Genomic DNA, 23,388 nt, shown 5'->3' with positions numbered 1-23,388 from the left:
TTTATGTCCTTGACCCTTGAAGACTTGGAACAAATGCAGCAACAGCATCCCGACTATCGCATGGAACTAGTCAAGGGTAATATTATTGTTATGAGTCCATCAGGATACGAATCAGATGAAGTTGCAGCCGCGATGATTGCCCAGTTAGATAACTGGGTTAGACCACGCAAACTGGGACGAACAGCAGCTTCTAGTGCTGGTTTCAGATTGCCGAATTCAAATTTACGCGCACCCGATGCCTCATTTGTTTTAGCCCAACGCTTGCGTCGTAGTCCAAAGTCTTTTGCTCAATTGGCTCCCGATTTGACTGTAGAGGTGAAGTCCCTTAGCGATAATTTAGACGATCTTAGAGCCAAAATTCAAGAATTTCTGAGTTTGGGAACTAAGATAGGAATTTTGCTCAATCCAGATGAGCGGATTGTTGAACTTTATAACTTTGGGCAAGAGGCAATAATACTTCGTGATGGCGATATTTTAAAAGTTCCCGAACTGCTCCCAGGATGGGAAGTACCAATTGCAGATTTGTGGCCTCCAGAGTTTGACTAGGATAGTGATGAAAACCACAGGGAAAGGGAACCCATATTTAAAAATAGGAGTAGCGATGGCTAATCCGAAAAAAAGGATAAAACTATCAAAATTTGGCAACTGCCATAGTGATTTAGTCCCGGATTCACTAAGGGACGGTAGAATATACCTAATTTTCGTAGCTTCAAAAGCCAAACTATGACGATGCATTCCACACTCCAAAGTGCATTTACTAACCGCCGCGTTCTAAAAGTGATTAGCGGCTTGAATAACTTCGACGCCGCTAGCGTCGCTGCTACTGTTAAAGCTGCTGAATTTGGTGGTGCTACTTTTGTCGATATTGCCGCCGATGTAGCCTTAGTTCAACTAGCTAAAAGTTTGACAAATTTACCAGTTTGTGTATCAGCAGTAGAACCAGAGAAATTTGCGCAAGCTGCCGCAGCTGGTGCTGATTTAATTGAAATCGGGAATTTCGATTCCTTCTATGCTCAAGGACGCCGCTTTGAGGCTCCAGAAGTGCTAGCACTGACTCAGCAAACCCGCGCTCTCCTCCCGGAAATTATTCTATCTGTTACCGTTCCCCATATTTTGGAACTAAATCAACAGGTACAGTTAGCAGAAGAACTGGTGAAAGCTGGAGCAGATATTATCCAAACTGAAGGCGGTACTAGCAGTAACCCAGTTCACGCTGGAACACTAGGATTAATTGAAAAAGCTGCTCCCACCTTGGCAGCAGCTTTTGAGATTTCCCGTGTGGTGTCAGTACCAGTGTTGTGTGCTTCAGGTATTTCTAACGTTACTGCACCATTAGCGATCGCAGCTGGTGCTGCTGGCGTTGGTGTTGGTTCAGCCATCAACCAACTCAATAGCGAAATAGCCATGATTGCTGCTGTGCGTGGCTTAGTAGAAGCCTTAGCGACAGCAAGCGCAGTAATGAAATGAGTTATGAGTTATGAGTTATGAGTTGAAAGAACTTATTCATTCCTAACTCCTAACTCCTAACTTTTAATTCATAATTTCTTTCACTGCATAAATCACCTGGTCTTGCTGTTGTTGTGTCAGTTCTGGGTACATAGGCAAGGATATAACTTCATGGCAAGCTTGCTCTGCTACTGGTAAGTCCCCAATTTGATAGCCCAGGCTTTGATAAACTGGCTGCAAATGTAAAGGGTGGGGATAGTAAATCATCGAACTCACGCCCTGTTCTTGCAATTGACTACGTACCCAATCTCGATATTTGGCACTAGAACCATTTCGCCCTTCGCCGGATATACGAATAGTGTATTGATTCCATACCCCAATACCCTCGGGTAATTCTTGGGGTGGGACAATTCCCGGAACTTGACTAAGGAACTGATAGTAATAATTGGCGATATCTCGTCGGCGATCATTCCAAATATCTAAATAACGTAGCTTAATCTGCAAAATAGCTGCTTGGAGAGCATCCAAACGGCTATTTACACCAATTTCTTCATGTAAATATCTAATTCTACTGCCATGATCTCGTAGTATTCGCAGTTTAGTGGCGATCGCTGGGTTATTAGTCGTTATTGCCCCGCCATCGCCGCAACCACCAAGATTTTTGGTAGGGTAGAAACTAAAGCAACCAATATGTCCAATGCTTCCTACTTTTTGATTAGCCCACATTGCGCCTGTAGACTGAGCGCAATCTTCAATTATTGATAAATTGCGAGACTGAGCGATCGCCATCAATGATGTCATATCCACAGGTTGTCCAAATAGGTGAACCGGGATAATCGCTTTAGTTTTCGGTCTAATCGCCGCCGCTACTTGCTCGACATCCAAATTAAACGTAGTAGCGTCAATATCAACGAAAACAGGCTTTGCCCCCACAGCACTAATTACTTCAGACGTAGCAATAAAGGTGAAAGGCGTTGTAATCACTTCATCGCCTGCACCAATTTCCAAGACTCGTAACGCTAAGTAGAGCGCATCAGTACCAGAATTACAAGCTACACATTCAGTAACAGTATTATAAGCAGCAAACTGTTGTTCAAAGCCTTCGACTAAGGGACCCCCAATATAGCGGCCAGAAGCCAAAACCTCTAAGACAGTTGCACTTACTTCTGCTTCGATGGTGGTGTATTGCTGCTTGATATCAAAGGCAGGGATAGGATTTACACTTTGGATCATGAGTTCTTATTTTATTGGGAGATACAAAGGATGCACTTCGAGAGTCAATTTTTGCTAATTGAATTGTTAATCAAAAAGGAGCTACTAAAAGACTATCGTTCAAGATACGCATCTATTAGGGTTTTTACTTAAATTGTGGCCCCAGGAACTACCGCAAATTTAATTTACAGATAATAAGCATACTAGGTGTTTGCCATGTTAAGGTTGTACCATTTTTGAATTTTGAATTGATAAAAGTGATATATATCAACCAAGATCCAACACATCGGATCAAAGTTCCTCTTGTGTGGGCTGCTTTGAGAAGAAGATACCAGGAGATAGAAAACCCATGCAAGAGTTGATTAAGCTGGATTTCGTGGATTTAGCTATTGCTGTGGCATTGATGGCGATCGCCATTGGTTTATCTGCCTGGGAAAAATTAGGACTAGAGTTAAACTTAGCCCTTGCTACTGGGAGAACCATTTTACAACTACTTGTATTGGGATACATTTTAGATTTCATCTTGGCTTTGGACAATGCTTGGGCAGTTTTGGCGATATTAACAATAATGCTGACAATTACGGCGATTGTCGCACGAAATCGCATTACTCTAAAAATTCCTTATGTATTGCCTTTGGTGTGGGGTGCAATTTTAATTAGTACCGCCCTGACAGTGCTTTACACTAACTTCTTGATCATTCAACCAGAAAGATGGTATGAACCACAGTATGTAATTCCCCTAGCAGGGATAGTCTTAGGTAATGCTACCAATGCAGCTGCGATCGCAGGCGAACGTCTTGTCAGCACCATTAATTCTAGCCATCTCGAAATCGAAACCCATTTGAGCTTAGGCGCAACACCTCAGCAAGCAGTTAGCCAATATCGCAAAGATGCCATCAGAGCCGGATTGATTCCGACTATCAATCAAATGATCCTCATCGGTATGGTGGCAATACCAGGAATTACCACCGGACAGCTATTAACTGGTGTGAAACCTCTAGATGCTGTATCCTACGAAATTTTGATTATGTTTATGGTGGCTTTTGCTAACTTGTTGACAACAGTTTTAGTCACGAAGGGGTTGTGTCGTCAATTTTTCAATTCCGCCGCGCAGTTAGTCAGGTAATGACATTTTTAATAAAAGGTAAATTAGAATGGCATTTAGTAATTACAAAAGTATTAGCGCAGTAATTAAAAAATTTCAAATCAAATATGTACAGTGTAATTTTATACTAGAAGTGGAGTTTCCACTTAAACAGGCTTTCAAAGAAGAATTAGATTTGTTATTTACCGATGGAGTTATTGATAATTCTGAAGATGCTATTTGTGAAAATCTCATCTATCCAGTATTGAAAGAAGTATGGAAAAATTATCGAAGTAAATTAACACTTTGGAGTCATGAAACATTAGTTTACGATGAAGATTTATCAGGCGTTCCAGATTATACGGTAACACAGCGAAATCCTTTGGGTACGATTGTTTTTGATAAACCTTATTTTTTGACGGTTGAAGCTAAACAAGACAAATTTGAAGAAGGCTGGGGTCAGTGTTTAGCTGAAATGATCGCAGTCCAGCGAATTAATGATGATTTTGCCACTGATATTTTTGGGATTGTTTCTAACGGGAAAATATGGCAATTCGGAAAGTTGATTGCTGATGTGTTTACTCGGAATAGAAATTTGTATGTAATTCAAGATTTAGATAAATTATTTGCGGCGGTTAATTATATTTTTCAACAATGTGAATTAAAAACACAAAAAGTCCCCTAGCTGGGATAGTTTTAGGTAATGCTACCAATGCAGCTGCGATCGCAGGCGAACGTCTTGTCAGCACCATTAATTCTAGCCATCTCGAAATAGAAACCCATTTGAGCTTAGGCGCAACGCCCCAGCAAGCAGTTAGCCAGTATCGCAAAGATGCCATCAGAGCCGGATTGATTCCGACTCTCAATCAAATGATCCTCATCGGTATGGTGGCAATACCAGGAATTACTACCGGACAGTTACTAGCTGGTGTGAAACCTTTGGATGCTGTATCCTATGAAATTTTGATTATGTTCATGGTTATTTTTGCTAACTTGTTGACAACACTTTTAGTCACGAAGGGATTGTCTCGTCAATTTTTCAATTCCGCCGCGCAGTTGGTAAGGTGAAGAAATTAATCCACTAGCAGAAACAGGGTGTAGTGTTCTAGATTGCATTGTGCTGTCGTTTGCGTTAGCGTTGTGTAGCAAGGGTTTGCTGATTTATTTAATTATCCAATACCTACTTTTAGACGACATCTGTTTCTTTAGAATATTATTTTATCACTCTGTCAATGCGTAAGTTCTAGATATGTTCATGTACAACTTGTTTACTTTTTTTCACACAGTTTGGTTTTATTGCGCCCACTTACTTATATAATTATTTTGGACAGTAATGTTGTGAATTATACATTTAACGATTTGATCGCAATTTCAAACCCCAACAACGCTACGAATTTATCGAAGAAGGGAACAGGGAATAGGAAAAAACTGTTTTGTATCTGAGAGCGATCGCTAATCGAAGCAAACAGTTTATTCCTTCTTAAGAGTTCCCTACCTCTACGAGTGATTAAGGAATCAAATCGGATTGCTATATATGTCGCTTGAAGTTTCTCAGTACTTTTTTCTTTGAACTGGGTAATCTAGCTTCACCCGCACTGTTTGCACGCCCTCTTCAACCGTCGTCTCAATCACATGTGGTTCGCACACTGTAGGAATGACACTGATTTGTCCACTGCGTTCAAGGCGTGCTATTTTTACCTGGCTTGGATCTGATAAATGAGCATTGCTGCGTAAAGATGCGATCAAATCGGTTTGGCTGACATGGGCTTTTTTCAAATTATTTGATTGAATTTCCCCATCTTGAATTAGGATTAGCGAGTTACCAGTGATGATTTGGCGGAAACTGGGGGAGCGATCGCTAATCAAAGCGAACAGCCGATTCATGCCCACCAGCACAAAACCTACACCTATGGTTCCCCAAAATGGTGCCGAGCCATTAATTGCACGGCTTAACAACGAGCCGAAGGTGATACTAAGAATGACATCGAAATCAGTAAACCTACCACTAAAGCGGCGATCGCCTGATAAACGCACCATCATTAGCCCTGCTATATATATGATGATGGCACGTAGTCCCATCTGTAAAAAAGTTAGCGTCTTTGGCTCTGCACCTAATCCTAATGTCCAGTTGATGCTGTCCCACAACTGTTGATTCATCAAATATCATCCTTACAATATGTTCAGTTATTACTTCCGGTTAATTTGAGGTGCAACCTGACCGTAATTGAGTGCAGCGACTAAAGACACTCCACCGATAATGTTGCCTAACAGCGCTGGGATCATGAATCTACCGAAATACTCTCCCCAAGTTATCGCTTTGGTTGTCACAATGTACAACACCTCAACCGAGCCAGCAATGATGTGTGCCAATCCGCCGATTCCTACTAGGTAGGTAAGGATGATAATAATTGCTATCTGTGAGGACTCAGCACTAGGAAGCAACCACACCATTAAAGCAATTAACCACCCAGCAAAGATGCCTCGTTCTAGAATCACCCAGGATTTGGCTTCTATTGCCTGTAAGCTAATTTCGGTAAATGCTTGTCGGACTTCAAAGGTAAAAATTTCAGTATTACTTATAACCCAAGCAAATATTAGCGCCCCAATCAGATTAGTAACTAAGACTATTGTCCACAGCCGGAGGACTCGCATTAGAGTTTTACCATTGCGTTGATTTAGTAAAGGTAAGATGACAGTTAAGGTGTTTTCTGTGAACAACTGCTGCCTACCCAAAACCACAATCAAGAAGCCAACGGTATAGCCAAGATTTGAGATGAGTGACCGCCACGGTTGATCGGGTAAACTTGCGTGTATTAAACCTTCAGCAACTAACGAGAATCCCATAGAAAGTCCGGCTGCTAACCCAGACCAAGCTAGTGCCCACATCGGACGGCGCAATTCCTGCTCACCTTCTAAGCGAATTACCTCATGAATGACAACAGCCTTAGCACGACCGCGTTCTTTAATCTCCTTCTGCTCAGAATCGCTCAAGTCAAGATCGCGGGAACGGGATTCAAGTAATTCTTCCTCCCGCCGTGGTTCCCTGCTTCGTCTCATATACCAATTGTCCTTGAGTTAGATTGCTTTATTCAGAATCGCGGTTGTTTGTTTCAACGGGACAGTGTTTAAATCTCGGCGTGCAGGGCTTTAATTTAAAGCTTAGAAAATAGAAGTCTACCTACTAAAGTAAATATCTGTTTTTCTCCTAACAGCCCCACATCTGTTGTGCTGTTATCGATAAGGACTCTGTTCTGTTTGCTCATGCATATACGAGTGAACCGCTTCCATGATGCGATCGCTGTTGCTGGCTTGTGCTAGAGTTTCATTGCTAGCTGATGTGAGAATAAAACCAAAGCCCACCTTGGCACACAGGTCTAAAATTGCGTAGAGTCCAGTCTCAACACCAACATTGATCGCGCGGAACCCTTCCGGCCCGAAAATCCATACAATTGGATAACAAATCCACAACACGATAAGTACATTTCTCAGCGTCTGGAATAGCTTGTTCACCTTGCCATTCCGTCTTTTCGCACTAACCGAGAACTCAGTTAATAATGATGCTAATATGGCTAGGAAAGCACCAGAACTAATGATGTACCACAGGTAATTGTTAGGCGTTCTTGCAAGAGTTGCAATTAAGCCTGTTAAAATCATAAATATATCTGCACCTATTACGCCTACAATTAATTTGGGACGCAACCCAGCTATCACACCCAATTCGAGTAACAGCAGCGGCGTAGTTACTACCCAGTCTAAGTAGCGTCCCACGAATACTTCACTTTGACCATTAAAATCCCTGAGAACAGTTTCACCCAAAATCATTGTCAGGTACATTGCAGCTGCCCAAAGCGTAATGAAGAGGCTTTCGAGGGGAAATTCCATTCCTTCTTTACGCCGCATGGTAGTTGCCTTCAAGCCAAAATAGACACTGCCAATGACCATGCCAATAAAGCCAACCCACAGCCAAAACTGAGTCATATTATTACCAATCAAAGATTTATTGTGACAACTATGTTGTTGATAGCTGTGACTTTAATTTAGAGAATGGTTATAGCTCTTGCCTCCTACTATTGAGAGAAAAAGTCTCTATAGCTCAAGAAATAGAAAAATTTTCTAATAAATAATTAGAATTTGTCATTGACAAAGAATACAATATGTGTCGATAAAGGATACGAAAAAACAAGCGATGTCTAGGTTGGGCTATGCCTAAGCTAGTTACAAAAGACTATATTTTTAACTTTTAACTCCTCACTCATAACCTTTCTACTTACCCGCCTAAAGTCCGCGTATAAATTACCTGACCTTGGAAATCATAGAGAAAAAGGGATAGGCTAGCATTGTCACTAATTACAGCTAAGGCTTCCCGTAAGATTTGCAAGTGATTGGTAATATCAACAGCAGTATTCGAGTTCTTGGAATAAGGATTAGCCAAGTTATTTTGTCTTATTTGGTCATACTCAGGAGTTAGCCGGACAATAATTCCTGCATTATCTATGCTAAAGGTGCAAATCCGAATTCTGTTAATACACGTTTTATACAAGTCAGTGCGAGTTTGCTGCAAAGTACTAACAACTTGTAGTTTTTCTTGTGCTTGTTTGAGGGCTGTTGAGTAAGGTTCGATAAGAGATTGAGCTTGAGTATAGTACAAGCTATCTTGAGAAATCTTTTTTGCAGTTTGCAAAGCTTGATCCCAGTATGTTGTTGCTGCTTGCCATTGGTTTTGTTGCTCATATACTTTGGCTTGCTTGGCAGTACTAACAGCTTGTTGGTAGGCTTTAACAGCTAATCGTTCTTTAGTAGTGCGATCGCTTGCCGCTACTAACTTAGGTTTATAATCTACCAACAGCTTTTTGGCTTCTTGGTATCCAGAGCTAGTTAGGGGAATGCTATTCAAGGCATTAATGGCCACTAGCCAAGTAGACTGCGCTTTTTGCCAGTCATTCAAAGATTTAGCAGTAGCTTCTTGATTCTGGGCTGCATTAGCTACAGCTTTTGCTGCCGTTAGTTTTTTTAGCCATCTTTCCTCCGTAACTATCTGCTGATTTACAGCGTGCAAACGGACACGATAATTAAGTAATTTTCCTTGCACCAGTTTATAGAGTTCACTAGTGGAACTTATTGTTTCTAGTGGCGCTATAGCCTGTCGCCATAAGTGTTGCGTAGCTTGTAATTCTTCTAGGCTATATGCAGGAGTTTGAACTTTTTGTGTCGCCAAAGATCCCATCTCCAGAGCCTTGACCACCTGGCTGATTTTTTCTGACTGTTCAGACAAACTTGCTTTTAGTTCTTCTGACACTTGGTAACGAGGCGACCAACTAGGAATTGCATTCAAGGCTGCACTGGCTGCTGCAAGTTGTTGTTGTACAGCTACTAATTCTTTTTCAGACTTGGCCCGGCGCATCAGTTGCGGGGATTTTATTTTTAATTGTTCGGCATTTTGTATTTCTTTACACTCAGACATCACACAAGGGCGAGTCAATAAGTAAGCACCCCCGCCTAAAACTACAACTCCCACCAAAGCTGCACTCAGTAAGATAGATTTGATTTGAGATGCTGGCTTTGAAGTCGGCAAATTCGGCGCATCTGCAAACGGGTAAAACAGTTCCTCCTCATCAGTCTTATCGATTGATCGAGAATAAGTAATAGCTGATGAAGAAAGGGTAGAAAAGTATTGCCCTTCTACTCCTCCTACCTCCCCTGCTCTCGCTACCTCCCCTACTCCCCCATCTCCCCATCCCACCCTCTGCTTCAGAGCCAAGAGACATTTCGCATAGGGGAGTTGTTCACCAAAAACTCTAAGGAAACATTGCACTCGCTGCTCTCTATGGGGTGCTAGAGATTGAAGTACTTCCTCTATTACTGTAAAGATTATCTGACTATCAACTATTATATCTGATTCGTGTTGCGTTAAAATCATTAGCCCGTCTTTATTGACAGCACACTTAACCTCGAAGACTTGAGCTGTTGAGACTTCTGCAAGCAATTGTTTCTGCAAAGTTTTGGCTAAAAGCTGTAAATCTTCCTGCTGGACTGCTACTTTCATAGAGCTTTCCCGCTTAATTTCTATATTGTTTTGATTATCTTTAAGAGGACGAAATGAACTTTTTAGGTTTGTTGAGTGCAAATGCACAGTTTAACCAACTACAGCCTAAAAATCTGAACGACCAACGTTCTAACATACATTCGGACTTTTCACCAAAAATAAAAAAAGCAATTATTGTTCGCGTCGCTACATTTTTACACTGCTAGATGCAAAGTTAAATTATCTGTCTTTAGATGTAAATTACAAATAAAAAATGGGAATAATAGAATTTTTGAGTATTTTACCTGCATTATGTCGGGACAACAAAATACACAGGAGTTAATGCTCTGCAAGATTCTAGTTGCACAGTTGTGACAAATTTATCTAAAGGTTAAGGAAATGATGCGAAGTCAGAGGGTTTTGACAGAAATAGTACTTATCTTCTATGCTAGGAAACTTACTGAAGAGATAAATTACATGTTGTGACTCTAGCACCAACAGGTTGGCGAGCAAAATTAATGTCCCTCATTGGCTGAAATCGATAAAATTGATTCGTGAAAAATAAATTTTTATAGCCGCCAAAAGCTTAATTCTAAAATAAAAGTGCTGCAAGATATTAAGACAGCACTAAGCAAAGGCTGGGAAAGTGTGAATACAAGGTGTATCAATGGATTTATTAGAGTACCAAGTTAAAGAGTGGTTTGGCAAGATAGGCATTCCTGTATTGCCTTCCCAACGAATTGACCATCCCACAGATTTGAAACGTTTAAAAATTCGCTTTCCAATTGTACTAAAATCTCAAGTACATGGAGCGGAACGGGCAAAAGCAGGTGGAGTCAGGTTTGCGGAGACTACAATTGATGCGATCGCAGCTGCTCAAAATATCTTTAGTTTACCAATATGGGGCGAATTGCCAGAAGTTGTGCTGGCAGAATCTCAATACGACGCCAATCAGGAATTTTATCTTGCAGTGGTTTTAGACACTGCTGTTTGCCGACCAGTACTTTTAGGTTGCAAAGAAGCAGACATCGATTGGGAATCGGCTGGCGAAAAAATGCACCATGTTGTCGTGGAACAGGAATTCTCACCATTTTATGCCCGACGACTGGCTTTGAAAATGGGTTTGCAAGGCACGCTGATGGAGTCCGTAAGCAGCGTTCTCCAGAAGATGTACCACTTATTTGTGCAAAAAGACTTGGATTTAGTCGAAATCAATCCCTTGGCAGTCAGTGCTACTGGTCAAGTTATGGCTCTTAATGGTAAAGTCAGGGTCAACGAACGGTCGATCAAGCGTCATCCCGACCTGGCCCAAATGGCGGCAAAAATCATTAGCCGTCATAGCAGTACTGAAATAAATGGTATATTGGGCGACTGGGATGGTGTGAAAATGCACGGTAAAATCGGTATTTTAGGTAATGGTACTGGTTCAGTAATGGCAACTTTAGATTTAGTTGCTAATGCCAGTGGCAATCCAGGTGTTTGTTTGAATTTACGTCATGCTTACCTCACAGATACTAAACCAACTACTTTTTGTGATCGCCTAGAGACAGGTCTAAAAATTCTCGAGGCTGATAACAGCATTCAAGTAATATTAATTAACTTTCTAGGTAGCATTCCTCAAACAGAGGAAGTAGTTGAAATTATAGCCAGGTTTGTGCAGCAAGACAACAACGAACTTAACTCCCAGGTTGTGCATTCTAATGGTAGTAAAAGTCGGCGAGAGCAGAATTTTTCACCCTTAGTTGTTCGTCTTGCCGGATCAGAATTTGATGCTGCTAAAAAGTATTTAGCAACACTAAAAACCTACAGCAATGCACTTCTGGTTGTAGAAAATTTAGATGAGGCAGTAGCGGCAGCAGTTCGTCTGGCTAAACCAACGGCTAATAAAAGGTAATGAGTGTCACTTCGTTCAAATTCAAAATTAAAAAAAATTGAATTAATACGACACTGTAAATATGTCGTTTTTACACCCAGTGCCTTAGACCACTGGGTTGCCAAACTTACGGTAATTTTTTATGAACTTAACGCCAGACAGTAAAGTATTAATTCAAGGCTTTTGTGAATTTATATCAGGCACTCATGTTGCTCAAATGAAAGCTTATGGTACGAACTTGACAGCCGGTGTCAATCCTGGGTGTGGTGGACAGGAACTGCATGGGCTGCCAGTATTTGATTTAGTTGAGGAGGTAATAGAACAATTTGGGGTAATTGACACGACAATTATCTGTGTCGATCCTTATGATGTGCTAGATGCGGCATTAGAAGCGATCGCATCTAATATTCGCCAAATCATTATTATCACTGCTGGCGTGCCGCCTTTGGATATGGTGCAATTACTCCGCAAAGCCGAAGCCTGTGAAACTTTGGTAATCGGGCCAAATAGTCCGGGGATTATTGTACCGGGAAAAATTCTTTTAGGTACTCAACCTAGCGAATTTTATACTCCTGGGAGAGTGGGGATCGTTAGTCGTAGCAGCACCCTTACCTACGAAATCGCCTACGAATTAACAAAAGCAGGTTTGGGACAGTCGATTAGTGTGAGTATTGGTAGTGATGCGATCGTCGGTTCCTCCTTTCTTCAATGGCTGCAAATTCTCGATGAGGATGAAACTACAGAGGCGATCGTTTTAGTTGGTCAACCTGGCGGTGGTAGTGAAGAAGCAGCAGCACGGTACATTACCGAGGCAATTGATAAACCAGTAATTGCCTACATTGCAGGTAGACTTGCACCACCAGGAAAAACTTGGCGTCAAACTGGGACTTTAGCAACGGTTATCGGACGCGATCCTAACTTTGGCACAGCCCAAAGTAAATTAGCTGCTTTAAAAGAAGCGGAAGTTCCAGTAGCTGAACGTCCTTCTCAGATTCCAGAATTATTGAGAAAGGAAATTAGCTGAAATCAAATATTTAGATCGCGTAGAGCTAGACGAATTTGCTCCAAACGCCTGTGATTAACACCAAGATCCGACTCTCCCATGTGAGCTGCTGATCGCACATGAATTAGTGATTCATTGGGAGGGAAAGTCGTAGTCAAGTCCAGAAATTGGATAATTTATTTTTTGGAGTTCCCTTATATTGATAAATTTCATTCTCCGCCCAAGTTGAACAGACAGTTGCAGCTTGAGTTGGAGATATAAACCCCAAAATTAAAATTAAGACAAATACAATTGTAGATATAGATATGTATTTGAGCATGACCGTCTCTTAATTGTAAAAAAATTGACTTTTGTTAGACTCTTATATAAACACAATCATCCAACCACAACTCTTTTAACACCTAAACCCTTAGTCTTTAAGGTGATCTAAAGCACAATGTAATAAGTATTCATAATAAAGAATTCAAAAAGGTAAAATTATAAAGAACCGTCAGAATGTAATCATGTCAGCTATCCAAACAACTGTGGTTCTTGCGATGACGGCTGATGGAAAAATTAGCGCCGTAGATCCTCAAGCCCCTCGTGATTCCGATCCAGTAGATCAAGCACATTTAGAGTATCAAGCTTCCATTGCCGATTTAGTCTTGGTAGGAGCAGGGACGATTCGGGCTGAGGGGGTAACCTATACAATTCGCAATCCCGAACTTTTGGCAGCACGTCAGGTTCGGGGTCAGTCTTCCCAGCCTGTTACCTGCGTTGTCTCAGGTTCCCTAGACCTATCGCTGGACTTGCCTTTTTTAAGCCAGGACATTGAGCGATGGATATTTACAACACGGACTGGTTTAAAGCGTAATTCTGATGCAACAAGCTTGCAAAAGCAGGCTGAATTAATCGATTTGGGAGAGACAGATATAGACTGGGATCGGGCCTACAGCTTGATGGCAGAGCGGGGTATTCACAAAGTGATTGTTTTGGGAGGCGGCTCTTTAACAGCTGCTTTAATAAAGGCAGGGCGAATTGACGATTGGTGGTTGACAATTTGGCCTATCATTTATGGAGGAAAAAACGCCCCTAGCCCAGTGGAGGGAGAGGGTTTTCTTCCCCAAGCTGCTCCTCATCTCCAACTCGTTGAAACTCGTCAGGTTGGAAGTCAGTTGTTTTTAAACTACCGCATACTCAATTAAAAATGCGCTGCCAGAATTAAGGGACTTGCAACTAAAAAATATTTTATCGGTGTGTAGGTAGAGGGGCAGGGAGCAGGCTTGCCGTGACTTGTACTGAGCGTAGTCGAAGTAGGGAGTGGGCAGTAGGGAATAGGGAATTAGGCTTTTGAAGTTATATCGAGCTTTTTCAGAAATCAAATATTAGTTCTATAGTACAGAAATGCGATGTTTGGCTTGCACTATCCCCGATACCGTTCGCTTAAGGAATTTCTTGGTTGAAGTAAGGAAGAAAAACGAACTGCATACTCCTACAAAGAAGCAAGCTACGCGCAACGTCTCGTTAGAGAAGGATGCAAAGAACACAAAGAAAGAAATTAAAAAGGTTTGGCGCAGCCTCGCGAAGAAATAGTATCAACAAAATAACCCTCTTTCTTCAAGAGCCTCCCCTACCTGCCCTGCTTCTCCTACTTCTCCTGCTACCCCTACAACTGAGTAACAGTGTTGCATAAATTTTTAGATTGCCTCAGTTAAATATATATCTGTTCAAGTTTGTCCTGAACTTTGCTCTCGATTGATTTTTTCAGTTCTTCCGCTCAATTAGCTCACCCAAATGGGTGAGGAATAAACCAACCACTCAGGTGACCTGAGCGCAGGAAGTTGAGACTGATAAAAAATAAGACTCTATTACTCAATAACACCAATTGCACTTTACTCTAACTAAGAATAGTCTTATGAAATTCTCCAACCTGATTGATTCTATACTTATTGTTGGTTCAATTGCTTTATTACCTGGAATCGGTGGCGCTCAAATAGGTAGTAACAATAATGGCGAATCTATAGCTATAAACTCTAACAATTTATTCACTCATTTTACGAACGTTAGCTACCTCAAACCCTTTGATGCTGCATTTCTAGCTTATCAAGGTAACTTGAAAGCACAGGGTATTCCTAGTGGTAGTGCTTTGGTTTCTCAATACCAAATAGGAAGCCTGACTGCACTAGATGTCGTCAAAGCTGCTGTCAATGCTAAAAAGTTACCACCACAAACTTTGAATGATACAGGTTACCTAAATGCCGTTGAGTCACAGCTGACATCATTCACCAACACTAATAATTTATCTTACTAAGTACAGCGTTGCAGAGGTTCGTAAAGGATTTATAAAATGCTGTACTATCATCTCGTTGCTTTGATAAGAAAATGCTTCACAAAGCAGGAAAAGCTACTGTCTTCCCTTAATCACCATCCCATTAACAAAAATTACTTTAACCCCTTCAACCTTGGAGGGGTTTTTAATTGGTGCTACGCTTGCTCTAGCATTGCTCCCTTTCCCCAACGCACCTTTTCATATTTAACGCGATCACCCCTTGCTGTGCTTCATGCAGTGTGTTCAAGCCTAGCGTTTACTTTTGTAATGCTTGTATAGCAAGACTTTTTCCTCTGACAAGGTGCGTAGGCGCAGCCCGCACTTCTCTACGAGACGCTCTTGCTAGCTTGCTTCCACGTTCGCAAAGCGTGCCGTAGGCAAGTGGTAGACAAGCTAAGTGACCATCAAAGATATCGCTTCTACAGTCGCATACCATATCACATAGATAAAAAAATGGTCGGGTAATAAATTATTTACTGTTCTATCAAATTAACGTTGTTAAATTACTCAGCAGGTGTACTTCTCACCTCCAAGCTGTGTTAGATATTGCGACGCGAAACGGGAGTATAGATACGTTGCTAAAGCTTTCTCCAGAATCTCCTCTATTTATTGTATTAATTATTATTAGTTTTCTAGTAGTAACTTTTTCAACTTGGCTCTCATCTAAACCATTCGTTTTAAAACCATTTGGGCTTAATGATATTATCCAGCTACTTACGTTACAATTATTTATTTCTTTATTGCTCGAACGTTCTTTGGAAGTTTTTATAACTACTTGGCGCGGTCCATTTGTTGAACAATTAGATATTAGTCTTCAGCAAAAAAAGGCTCTACTCTCGGAAAAGATAAGACTTATGGAAGGACAACAAAACCAATATCCTTCTTTAGAATCTAATCAAATCAGTGAACTTCCACCTGAAGGAATGAGTTTAGAACAGCAAATCATCCAAAATTTTACACAAAACCAACAAGAACCATTAAAAATATTCAAGCCACAAATTGATGATATAAATGAAAAGGAGCAGCAAAAAACAGCATATAAATCTGATACACGAATAATTGCTCTATGGACATCCCTTTTATTTGGTCTTTTAATGAGTGCAATAGGTATTCGATCAATCGAGCCACTGGTAGTTATTGATTTAGATAATCCAATACAAGTAGTTATTTTTCGTTGTTTAGATGCATTGCTGACAGGAGGTTTAATTGCAGGAGGTAGTGAGGGAATTCATAAGATTATAAAAGTTTTTATCGACTTTATGGAAGCCACATCTAAACAAATAAAAAATCAGGGTTCATCTTAATTAAACTTAATAAAGCGAAGCATTTTTATACTAAATATTGTAATTACTATGAAAAGAAAAGGCAAGGATTCAGCACCCAAGAGTCAGTATTTAAAAGGAATGCAGTCCGATTGGTAAATTCATGTATGAAATATTATTCTGACTTTTTAACTATTTTTGACTCATAAATTATTACAATTCAAGTAAGTAATCTCTATTCTAAATAAATAGTGTCATCTTCCCATAAATAATCTTTAATATATACAAAGTTTTTGTTTAAATTTGTTATTAAATTTGTCTTTGAAAAAATTATAACTCCTTCATGTTCCAACTTATTTTTTTGTTGGTTAACATAATTTATCAAATGACCTTTAGAGTCTAATATTCTATGTACTGGATAATCAGCAGCCGAGGTTTTTTTCAGATATGTAGGAATAGCTCTTAAATAACTATTATCTACTCCCATGCCTTTAATTATTTGTTTATATGTAACAACTTTGCCACTAGGGATTTTGATGATAAAATTTAGAAATCGTTGATATGGATTTTCAGATAATGCTGGAAATTTATTAGCTTGAACTTGAAAACTACCACCAACCTGGATTTTACCTGATTTAATAACTACGCCTAAAATTCCTCTTTTTCCTTGAATGCTCTTTAATGATTCTACCAAGTGGGCTATTCGCTTACAGGGTTCGCAGTGAAAAGTTAGACGAATTGCCGCACCACTTTCAAAGGTTAGCAGAGAACCAGGAATAAAATTATCAAATTCTATACCTGTAACTACAATATTTTCTCGTAATTCTCCTGGTTCAATTGATAAGTCTAAAATATCTTCATACCTAACAATTAAAACTTGTCTTGGACTTATATAATCGGCATTAATATCTCCTTCTATACCATAACCTACTTTTAAATTTAATGTTTTAAGCTCTACCATCGCAGAACCTGGTTTTATCTTAGTAAAAAGATGAGTTATTGAGAGAGCCATATTTATTCTGTAGCGCAATCCATTTAAAATTTAGGAGTTGAAGTCAGGTAAATCATCAGATTTACTAAGAATAAATAAACTTCCATCTCCTCCACGTCCAATTCTCAAGGTTTCATCTAAGTAAGTAATGTCCAGTGTTGCAGTTCTGTTAGTAGGATTATTCGCTGGAACAACCTTAAATGGGTTGAGTTGAGGAGTATTAATATTAACAATCTTCTCAATCGATAAGTAGCGTTTGTCAAAATAAACGTTGATACGTTTATTCGCTAAAGGTTCTAAATCTTCTTTGGCTGGTTCAAAGCTAGCTGTCACTTTGACATATCCCGATACTAGCCCTAGAGAATGTTTAACTTTAGCTAGATTGAAAAATAATTTATTTGCAACATCAATTACTTGATAAACTTTACCCAGCTTTAATCCTAATGGGAGAGAAACTAAAGTACGGATTTCTCTCGCAGTGGAGTATTGCAGTTGCCAAGTTCCCTCTAGCAAAGAAGTAGCATAGAGAAGAGGATTGAGATTGGGATTGACACTCTCTAGTTGTGTCGTCAATTGTGCAATTTCTTCGGCTAGGGTTTTGTCTAACTGTAAATCAGTAATGGGAGAGCCATCAATCTTGGTTTGAATCTTTTCAAGCGTGGCTTGCAATTTTTCCTTAATTAAAAGTTGATTGTTCAAGGGCTGTATATTTTCCTTTAATATTCTATTGGTTTAATTCAAATTTTATACAATTCTTGCATCAAAGTTGAATTATCTAAATGAGATTAGTCAATGAGTTGTGGGGTGGGAATTTGCGTATCAATATTTGCTTGAGAGAAATTGGGAAGTAACCAGCTGCTCTCACTCGCCTTAAATACTTTGGCAGGTTCAACATTTAATTCAATTGCACTAGTGACTGGATTAGTTCTTGCAATAGACTGTGTAACATCCACAAACTTGACAGCGATTGGTTGGGCTAGTTCTTGTGGTTGAGCGTTCGGGCCTAGAACCACTTGAGAACCTGCGGGTAAGTAAATGCCATCGCAATCCCAGTCATCATCTGTGATTGTTCCTGCGCCCAAGAAGTAGATTTGGGTTGGAGATTTTTTGGTTTATTGGCATAGACAGCCAACGTCTTTCCTGTTTCATTGCGGCACTGCGCCCGTTTTCTAGCTGTTTCAATGACATTTTTCTGAAGCTGTAATTGTGCCAGTCGCTTTTGGAATTGCTCAGGTGTATAACCCGCTTGCTCAGGTGTATCTTTTACGGTTAGAAGTTGATTGAGCGCCTGAGTTACCTCAGCATAGTCAGCCCCTTTAGTAAAATCCTTGCCCGCCCAAGAGGGTTGAGCAATTAACAGGTTTACTATCAACACGAGAGCGACAAGAACAATTTTGAGAAACTGCATTTTTCTTTTTTTTGAAATTAGTGTTCAGTGCTACTGAAACTTTACCAGATTTCAAAACCTTGAAATATATCCTAAATTGAAACGTTAGATGACTAATGGGGACTTCCAAAAAATAAATTATCTAAATAAACGAACTACAGAGACACAGAGGCATAAGGAGGAGAGAGTTTTTTGAGTATTTTTTATTTGGAAGTCCCATACCAATTTTGGATTCTGGATTTATCGTCAAACCCTTAACTGAGTTATTGCAATATTGCCGGAAAAACATACATCCACATCGCTACCAGCAGTGCGATCGCGTTTGCCATATTCGCCTACATAATAAAAATTATCGCCTTCAATTCGATAGTTTACAGGCAGAGGTCTGTTACAAGGTTGGCAAAACACCATATTTGGATCTGGTTCTCCTGGTTGCAGATGCGGCAAGTTTACATTCCAAAAGCTTCCCGGTTCTAGGGGACGCTGGAGTAAGTCCGCTAAAACTTCAACCGTGAATTTGGCGGCCAGATCCCAATCAAAATTCTGCTTGGCTTTGCGATATTGAGAAATGGCAATTCCAGGAATACCGTGCATTGCGGCTTCCCGCACCGCAGCCACTGTGCCAGAAATGTATACATCTACTCCCAAATTGCCCCCAGCGTTGATACCTGAAACCACAAATTTGACATCTGTGGGAATTTGTGTTATCGCGATTCTCACACAATCGGCGGGAGTGCCTGCGATCGCATACTCAGTCTCAGAACGTCGCTGGAGGTTGATGGCACGAGTGGTAGTAACTTGATGTCCACAGCCAGACTGATGAGCGACAGGAGCAGCGATAATCGCATTTTTGCCGTTTACAGCTTTGAGCAGCGCTCGGATGCCGGGGGCATCAATACCGTCGTCGTTAGTTAAAATTATGGTCATATTATTGATATAAATTTAGCTAAAATTTCTGAAAAATGCAGATATCAACCCATCAATGGATATAGTAGGAAAAGCTACTTGCAGATATGAAAAAATATACTTAATTCTGCTAAAAATATTGATTATACGATATCATTTCTAGATGGTTTGCAAATTCCGCCCTAAGTTTTTGGGTTAATCTCCAAAATGGGCGGTATTTCTTGTCAATTTAATGCTTGCAATCGCCCTCAGAACAAGTTTGTGCAATCAAAAAATCCCGTAAAATATATATCTGCTGGCAATAGCAGAAATTTGATACTGGAAAAAACCGGGAATGAGAAGATTTTGGCAGTAGTTCTGTAGTATTTTTGGTGCAAGTCTGTCTTAGGGTTCATACGATGAAACAGCTCCTCAAACAAGTATTTAGCAGTCAAAAACACCTCATTTGGCTAATTCTCCCTTTGGTGACGGTTATTTTAGCAGCTTCGCTGTTTGCTACACCTGCTTTTGCCACAGGTGTGAATCAAATACCCAACCTCACAGCAGGGAATAACACCTGGGTTGTGGATCAAGGTGAAGTTATCAGCCGTCTGAATGAAGGTAAGATTAACAGCGCTTTCGAGGATTTGGCAAAACAAACAGGTAAGGAAGTTAGAATTATTACTGTTCGCCGCCTTGACTACGGTGAAACACCAGAAAGCTTCGCCAAAGAACTGTTTGAAAAATGGTTTCCGACAAAACAAGCCCAAGCTAATGAAACCTTATTGGTTATTGATACGGTTACTAATGGTACTGCCATTATTACTGGGGATCAAGTTAAGCCTTTGCTCACTGACTCTATTGCCGAGAGTGTAGCTACTGAAACAGTAAGTGTGCCGTTACGCGATGGTAATAAATACAATCAGGCATTTCTAGATGCAAGCGATCGCCTTGTGGCTGTCCTCTCTGGCAAAGCCGATCCAGGGCCACCTCAAATCGCTGACAATGTGCAGGTAGAAGGCACGTTCAAGAAAGCAGAAGAAACTGACCAAGGTAACGCTACTGCTTGGGTAGTAGGATTGTTAATTGCCGCCACCGTTATCCCAATGGCGACTTACTATATCTATCAGATAAATCAGCCTTCATCTGGTGGGTAATGAAAGAGTTAGGAGTTAGGAGTTAAAAGTTTCTAACTCTTAACTTTTAACTCCTCACTCCTAACTTTAATCTTGAACATACTCTTGCCCTGTAACTAAAGCTACCTCAGCCCGAACAAATTCTCGACCCAAATAAGCTGCATGATTTAATTGAGTTACAGGAGAGGGCTGAGTTTCCTCAAAAATCTTCACGCAAAGTTCTTTTGCCGTCCTCGCACTAAAAACGGTTGTATGGGTTCGTTCTACCTTTTCTCTTGCAGGAATTACCTTTCCCGTTTCTGGATTTACAGCTAAACCGCGATCGTCAATCACATTTGTAAAATGTTTGGCATAAATTAATCCTGCATCTCGATCCAAGTAAATAATGAAATATCCACCTGGATCAAGGTCAATATGACGCTGGGAAAGTTTATCATCAATTGCAGCTAAATTTTCAACCATCAAATCCATAAGCACTATAAAAAGAAAATTTCTTTATTGAGGGTTTTTTCACTCTATATCAAGTGTAATTCGTCGTTCACCCTCTGCCTTGGCAAACTTTTAAGAATCTCGGTTACTAAATGGCAACTGTGCATTAATTGCCTCAATCTCCTGCTGTTCGAGTTGATTCACTTCTTTAATATAGGGACGTAAAATTTGTCTTAAACGATTATTGTAAAAGCGGTGCAAACTATGATTGGGCATAGCAGGGAAACCACGGCGTTTTTTGTGACGCCCACCCGCGCCAGGATCAAAAAGTTGGATATTGTTAGCGATCGCCCATTCAATCGGCGCATAATAGCAAGCATCAAAATGTAAGCAATCTATTTCTTGAAAACTTCCCCAATAGCGTCCATAAAGTTTGTCACCTTTAAACAAACAAAAAGACATCCCTAAAGGATGAGAGTTATCTTGTTCGCTATATGCAGCAAAAAACAAGACTCGATGGCGATAATCGGCGTGTAACTGCTCAAAAAACCGCCGTGTGAGATACTTGCTACCCCACCAGCCAAACTTATCACAGGTGTCAACATAGAACCGATACATCAAGGGAAATAAAGACTGAGGAATTTCATCACCAGTTAGAGGTTGCAATCGTAAACCAGCTTTTTCCACAGCTTTGCGTTCCCGCTTGATATTGCGGCGCTGATTGGCGTTGAAAACTTTCAAGTAGTCATCAAAAGTTTTAAAGCCAGCATTTTCCCAGACGTAGCTGTGGTGCAGCCATGTTGTAAAACCATGTCGTTCCAGCATTGGACGCCATTGGGGATCGACATAGAGAAAATGGCACCCAGAAATTCGATTTTTGGAGCAAAAAGTGTCAATTTCATGCACTATAATCGCGGTGATTTCGTCCTCATCTTCTCCTGTGGCAATTAAGAACCGATAACCTTCAGCTGGGGTAAATGGTGTCATTCCCAGCAATTTTGGGTAATATTGGATTCCGATGCGATCGGCTAACTCTGCCCATTGATGATCGAAAATAAATTCACCAGAACTATGTCCTTTGAGATAAAGTGGCGCAGCAGCAATCAGCGTTCTATCTCGCCACAATGTTAAGTGATTAGGCAACCAACCAGTTTTAGCAGTAGCACTATGGGAGGTTTCGATATTGTTTAGCCACTCCCATTCTAAAAACGGTGTTTTGAGTGGCATTGCCAAAGCATTCCAGGCATTTTGGGGTACTTCAGCAATTTTGTTCGTCCAAACGACTGAATAACGAGGTTTAAGTTGTTCCACTTTTTAGGGACTGGGGACTAGGGATTGGGGACTAGGGATTGGGGGACTGGGGACTGGGGACTAGGAGTAGGAGAATAAGGAGAATACCCAATCCCCAATCCCCAGTCCCCAATCCCTTATTTAGCGTAATCTAATCTGCTGGTCGTTGCAGGCGATAGTGCAAAAACACTTCTTGCTCGACTGCATGAACTTCTAGAAGTTGTAGCTTGGGAGCTAAATCGGCTAAAAATCCTTTCCCATCTACGGGTGTGGGTGCGTTATTACCACCTAAAATCAACGGACAGACAGTCAGCCATAATTCATCAATTAAATTTAATCCCAGCAAGGAAGCGACTAATTCACCTCCACCCAAAACCGCCAAGCGTGTTATATGTAGAGTGGCTAGATGCTTTAAAGCTGCGGAAATGTCAATTTCTCGCGTTGGTGTTTCAAAAACCAGAATTTGCTCAAATTCTGGAAAGCATTCCTGTGCTTTGATTTCCAGAGTTGAGGGAAGCGTCCTTAAACGTTCTTTCCATGAAAGCGATCCTGCTGTTGTCGTGAGTAGCCAGCGTCTAACCGATTGCTTAAAAAATTTAATTTCCGGATTGAGGTTTGCAGAGTGTGTAGTCACTATATGAACTGGCTGCGGAGGCTTCCCTCCTTGCGCCCGAAGTTTGACTAGAGTTGGATTTGATATAGTAAGTGTTGTTCCGTAGGCGGCCAGAGTACCAGCACCGAATAAAACCGCATCAGAAGCAGCGATTTGTTTTTCTAAATGTGCTTTATCAACCTTTGAGCCAAACCGAGCAGGCGATCGCCTAAAATCTGCTATTTTACCATCTGCACTCATTGCTAAAACAACTGTAGTGTGAGGACGATGTTGCAACATTAAATTGATTTGATTTAAATATTTTCTTTGCTAGTGTGTAGATTCTCAAAAAAAATCCATGCCTGCAACCTACTGTTTTACAACTTACCACTCTATTTCTATGCAATACAAAACGCTTTTAAATCTAGCATATCTTAATTTTGGTATACCACGTTTCTTTTTAAATCA

General features: G+C 40.5%; 23 protein-coding genes and 2 pseudogenes. 11 read left to right on the top strand and 14 right to left on the bottom strand.

Features of this window, described 5'->3' with window-relative positions; translation table 11 throughout:
* Window positions 1–3: 3 nt before the first annotated feature.
* Together V7L20_RS13535 and V7L20_RS13530 are read left to right on the top strand one after the other, a co-directional pair.
* Window positions 4–546: a Uma2 family endonuclease gene (locus tag V7L20_RS13535; protein ID WP_334744575.1), complete on the top strand. Its 543-nt coding sequence runs from the start codon at window positions 4–6 to the stop codon at window positions 544–546.
* A gap of 177 nt (window positions 547–723) precedes the next feature.
* Entirely contained in the window at window positions 724–1,467 is a 744-nt protein-coding gene (locus V7L20_RS13530) for a DUF561 domain-containing protein (protein WP_334744574.1), read from the top strand.
* A 63-nt stretch (window positions 1,468–1,530) separates the two neighbouring features.
* Here the strand turns inward: V7L20_RS13530 and V7L20_RS13525 are convergent, their stop codons facing one another.
* Entirely contained in the window at window positions 1,531–2,679 is a 1,149-nt protein-coding gene (locus V7L20_RS13525) for a DegT/DnrJ/EryC1/StrS family aminotransferase (RefSeq protein ID WP_334744573.1), read from the bottom strand.
* Window positions 2,680–3,007: 328 nt separating this feature from the next.
* Here V7L20_RS13525 and V7L20_RS13520 point away from each other — a divergent pair, with 328 nt between their 5' ends.
* The 3 genes and pseudogenes from V7L20_RS13520 to V7L20_RS13510 form a co-directional block, all read left to right on the top strand.
* Entirely contained in the window at window positions 3,008–3,784 is a 777-nt protein-coding gene (locus V7L20_RS13520; protein WP_334744572.1) for an ABC transporter permease, read from the top strand.
* Between the two features lie 28 nt (window positions 3,785–3,812).
* Window positions 3,813–4,427 carry a hypothetical protein gene (locus V7L20_RS13515; protein WP_334744571.1) on the top strand — a complete coding sequence of 205 codons (615 nt, stop codon included), beginning with the start codon at window positions 3,813–3,815 and terminating at the stop codon, window positions 4,425–4,427.
* Window positions 4,421–4,810 (top strand): annotated as a pseudogene (locus V7L20_RS13510) (ABC transporter permease); the annotation flags it as partial. The gene V7L20_RS13515 and the pseudogene V7L20_RS13510, both read left to right, overlap by 7 nt.
* Window positions 4,811–5,293: 483 nt before the next feature.
* Here V7L20_RS13510 and V7L20_RS13505 read toward each other — a convergent pair.
* The 4 genes from V7L20_RS13505 to V7L20_RS13490 form a co-directional block, all read right to left on the bottom strand.
* Window positions 5,294–5,899, bottom strand: a complete 606-nt coding sequence (locus tag V7L20_RS13505; RefSeq protein ID WP_334744570.1) for a DUF421 domain-containing protein — start codon at window positions 5,897–5,899, stop codon at window positions 5,294–5,296.
* 30 nt (window positions 5,900–5,929) lie between these two features.
* Window positions 5,930–6,799 (bottom strand): formate/nitrite transporter family protein, encoded by an 870-nt coding sequence (locus V7L20_RS13500; protein ID WP_334744569.1) that lies wholly within the window; start codon window positions 6,797–6,799, stop codon window positions 5,930–5,932.
* Window positions 6,800–6,973: 174 nt separating this feature from the next.
* A complete protein-coding gene (locus V7L20_RS13495; RefSeq protein ID WP_334744568.1) occupies window positions 6,974–7,720 on the bottom strand; it encodes a bacteriorhodopsin in 747 nt (248 codons plus the stop codon).
* Window positions 7,721–8,009: 289 nt separating this feature from the next.
* Window positions 8,010–9,785: a hypothetical protein gene (locus V7L20_RS13490; protein WP_334744567.1), complete on the bottom strand. Its 1,776-nt coding sequence runs from the start codon at window positions 9,783–9,785 to the stop codon at window positions 8,010–8,012.
* 646 nt (window positions 9,786–10,431) lie between these two features.
* Here V7L20_RS13490 and V7L20_RS13485 point away from each other — a divergent pair.
* The gene (locus tag V7L20_RS13485) at window positions 10,432–11,658 is read left to right on the top strand and encodes a succinate--CoA ligase subunit beta (protein ID WP_334744566.1); all 1,227 of its coding nucleotides are present in this window, start codon (window positions 10,432–10,434) and stop codon (window positions 11,656–11,658) included.
* 121 nt (window positions 11,659–11,779) lie between these two features.
* Window positions 11,780–12,661, top strand: coding sequence for a succinate--CoA ligase subunit alpha (locus V7L20_RS13480; RefSeq protein ID WP_334744565.1), 882 nt, complete (start codon window positions 11,780–11,782; stop codon window positions 12,659–12,661).
* Window positions 12,662–12,663: 2 nt separating this feature from the next.
* On the opposite strand, the pseudogene V7L20_RS13475 reads toward V7L20_RS13480, so the two are convergent.
* Window positions 12,664–12,801 (bottom strand): annotated as a pseudogene (locus V7L20_RS13475) (DUF1499 domain-containing protein); the annotation flags it as partial.
* Window positions 12,802–13,143: 342 nt separating this feature from the next.
* Here V7L20_RS13475 and V7L20_RS13470 point away from each other — a divergent pair.
* The 3 genes from V7L20_RS13470 (at window position 13,144) to V7L20_RS13460 (ending at window position 16,252) form a co-directional block, all read left to right on the top strand.
* The gene (locus V7L20_RS13470) at window positions 13,144–13,824 is read left to right on the top strand and encodes a RibD family protein (protein ID WP_334744564.1); all 681 of its coding nucleotides are present in this window, start codon (window positions 13,144–13,146) and stop codon (window positions 13,822–13,824) included.
* A 710-nt stretch (window positions 13,825–14,534) separates the two neighbouring features.
* Window positions 14,535–14,930 carry a hypothetical protein gene (locus V7L20_RS13465; RefSeq protein ID WP_334744563.1) on the top strand — a complete coding sequence of 132 codons (396 nt, stop codon included), beginning with the start codon at window positions 14,535–14,537 and terminating at the stop codon, window positions 14,928–14,930.
* Between the two features lie 554 nt (window positions 14,931–15,484).
* Complete coding sequence (locus V7L20_RS13460) at window positions 15,485–16,252, top strand: hypothetical protein (RefSeq protein WP_334744562.1); 768 nt, start codon at window positions 15,485–15,487, stop codon at window positions 16,250–16,252.
* A gap of 193 nt (window positions 16,253–16,445) precedes the next feature.
* On the opposite strand, the gene V7L20_RS13455 is transcribed toward V7L20_RS13460, so the two are convergent.
* From V7L20_RS13455 to surE, 5 genes are all read right to left on the bottom strand, one after another.
* Window positions 16,446–17,222, bottom strand: a complete 777-nt coding sequence (locus V7L20_RS13455; RefSeq protein ID WP_334744561.1) for an MGMT family protein — start codon at window positions 17,220–17,222, stop codon at window positions 16,446–16,448.
* Between the two features lie 30 nt (window positions 17,223–17,252).
* Window positions 17,253–17,900: a PAP/fibrillin family protein gene (locus V7L20_RS13450; protein ID WP_334744560.1), complete on the bottom strand. Its 648-nt coding sequence runs from the start codon at window positions 17,898–17,900 to the stop codon at window positions 17,253–17,255.
* Window positions 17,901–17,986: 86 nt separating this feature from the next.
* Entirely contained in the window at window positions 17,987–18,214 is a 228-nt protein-coding gene (locus V7L20_RS13445) for a hypothetical protein (protein ID WP_334744559.1), read from the bottom strand.
* A complete protein-coding gene (locus tag V7L20_RS13440; protein ID WP_334744558.1) occupies window positions 18,205–18,609 on the bottom strand; it encodes a hypothetical protein in 405 nt (134 codons plus the stop codon). The genes V7L20_RS13445 and V7L20_RS13440 overlap by 10 nt, the downstream gene beginning before the upstream one ends.
* A gap of 225 nt (window positions 18,610–18,834) precedes the next feature.
* Window positions 18,835–19,515: a 5'/3'-nucleotidase SurE gene (gene surE, locus V7L20_RS13435; RefSeq protein WP_334744557.1), complete on the bottom strand. Its 681-nt coding sequence runs from the start codon at window positions 19,513–19,515 to the stop codon at window positions 18,835–18,837.
* Between the two features lie 377 nt (window positions 19,516–19,892).
* Here surE and psb32 point away from each other — a divergent pair, with 377 nt between their 5' ends.
* A complete protein-coding gene (psb32, locus tag V7L20_RS13430; protein ID WP_334744556.1) occupies window positions 19,893–20,630 on the top strand; it encodes a photosystem II repair protein Psb32 in 738 nt (245 codons plus the stop codon).
* A 66-nt stretch (window positions 20,631–20,696) separates the two neighbouring features.
* Here psb32 and V7L20_RS13425 read toward each other — a convergent pair whose 3' ends face one another.
* The 3 genes from V7L20_RS13425 to V7L20_RS13415 form a co-directional block, all read right to left on the bottom strand.
* Window positions 20,697–21,080 (bottom strand): DUF4346 domain-containing protein, encoded by a 384-nt coding sequence (locus V7L20_RS13425; protein WP_334744555.1) that lies wholly within the window; start codon window positions 21,078–21,080, stop codon window positions 20,697–20,699.
* A gap of 90 nt (window positions 21,081–21,170) precedes the next feature.
* On the bottom strand, window positions 21,171–22,349 hold the full coding sequence (locus V7L20_RS13420) for a GNAT family N-acetyltransferase (protein ID WP_334744554.1): 1,179 nt from the start codon (window positions 22,347–22,349) through the stop codon (window positions 21,171–21,173).
* A gap of 130 nt (window positions 22,350–22,479) precedes the next feature.
* Entirely contained in the window at window positions 22,480–23,220 is a 741-nt protein-coding gene (locus V7L20_RS13415) for a RibD family protein (protein ID WP_334744553.1), read from the bottom strand.
* Window positions 23,221–23,388: the final 168 nt, after the last annotated feature.

It is taken from the genome of Nostoc sp. (assembly GCF_036916735.1).
GTDB lineage: Bacteria > Cyanobacteriota > Cyanobacteriia > Cyanobacteriales > Nostocaceae > Nostoc.
Note: the sequence above shows the minus strand (reverse complement) of the source record. Positions and strands in the feature narration are given on the sequence as shown.

Coding starts and splice junctions, on each gene's coding strand:
- V7L20_RS13525 (WP_334744573.1), bottom strand. CDS start 2,679: ATGATCCAAAGTGTAAATCCTATCCCTGCCTTTGATATCAAGCAGCAA.
- V7L20_RS13495 (WP_334744568.1), bottom strand. CDS start 7,720: ATGACTCAGTTTTGGCTGTGGGTTGGCTTTATTGGCATGGTCATTGGC.
- V7L20_RS13505 (WP_334744570.1), bottom strand. CDS start 5,899: ATGAATCAACAGTTGTGGGACAGCATCAACTGGACATTAGGATTAGGT.
- V7L20_RS13530 (WP_334744574.1), top strand. CDS start 724: ATGACGATGCATTCCACACTCCAAAGTGCATTTACTAACCGCCGCGTT.
- V7L20_RS13425 (WP_334744555.1), bottom strand. CDS start 21,080: ATGGATTTGATGGTTGAAAATTTAGCTGCAATTGATGATAAACTTTCC.
- V7L20_RS13515 (WP_334744571.1), top strand. CDS start 3,813: ATGGCATTTAGTAATTACAAAAGTATTAGCGCAGTAATTAAAAAATTT.
- V7L20_RS13535 (WP_334744575.1), top strand. CDS start 4: ATGTCCTTGACCCTTGAAGACTTGGAACAAATGCAGCAACAGCATCCC.
- V7L20_RS13440 (WP_334744558.1), bottom strand. CDS start 18,609: ATGCAGTTTCTCAAAATTGTTCTTGTCGCTCTCGTGTTGATAGTAAAC.
- V7L20_RS13500 (WP_334744569.1), bottom strand. CDS start 6,799: ATGAGACGAAGCAGGGAACCACGGCGGGAGGAAGAATTACTTGAATCC.
- V7L20_RS13480 (WP_334744565.1), top strand. CDS start 11,780: ATGAACTTAACGCCAGACAGTAAAGTATTAATTCAAGGCTTTTGTGAA.
- V7L20_RS13415 (WP_334744553.1), bottom strand. CDS start 23,220: ATGTTGCAACATCGTCCTCACACTACAGTTGTTTTAGCAATGAGTGCA.
- V7L20_RS13470 (WP_334744564.1), top strand. CDS start 13,144: ATGTCAGCTATCCAAACAACTGTGGTTCTTGCGATGACGGCTGATGGA.
- surE (WP_334744557.1), bottom strand. CDS start 19,515: ATGACCATAATTTTAACTAACGACGACGGTATTGATGCCCCCGGCATC.
- V7L20_RS13490 (WP_334744567.1), bottom strand. CDS start 9,785: ATGAAAGTAGCAGTCCAGCAGGAAGATTTACAGCTTTTAGCCAAAACT.
- V7L20_RS13455 (WP_334744561.1), bottom strand. CDS start 17,222: ATGGCTCTCTCAATAACTCATCTTTTTACTAAGATAAAACCAGGTTCT.
- V7L20_RS13465 (WP_334744563.1), top strand. CDS start 14,535: ATGAAATTCTCCAACCTGATTGATTCTATACTTATTGTTGGTTCAATT.
- psb32 (WP_334744556.1), top strand. CDS start 19,893: ATGAAACAGCTCCTCAAACAAGTATTTAGCAGTCAAAAACACCTCATT.
- V7L20_RS13485 (WP_334744566.1), top strand. CDS start 10,432: ATGGATTTATTAGAGTACCAAGTTAAAGAGTGGTTTGGCAAGATAGGC.
- V7L20_RS13520 (WP_334744572.1), top strand. CDS start 3,008: ATGCAAGAGTTGATTAAGCTGGATTTCGTGGATTTAGCTATTGCTGTG.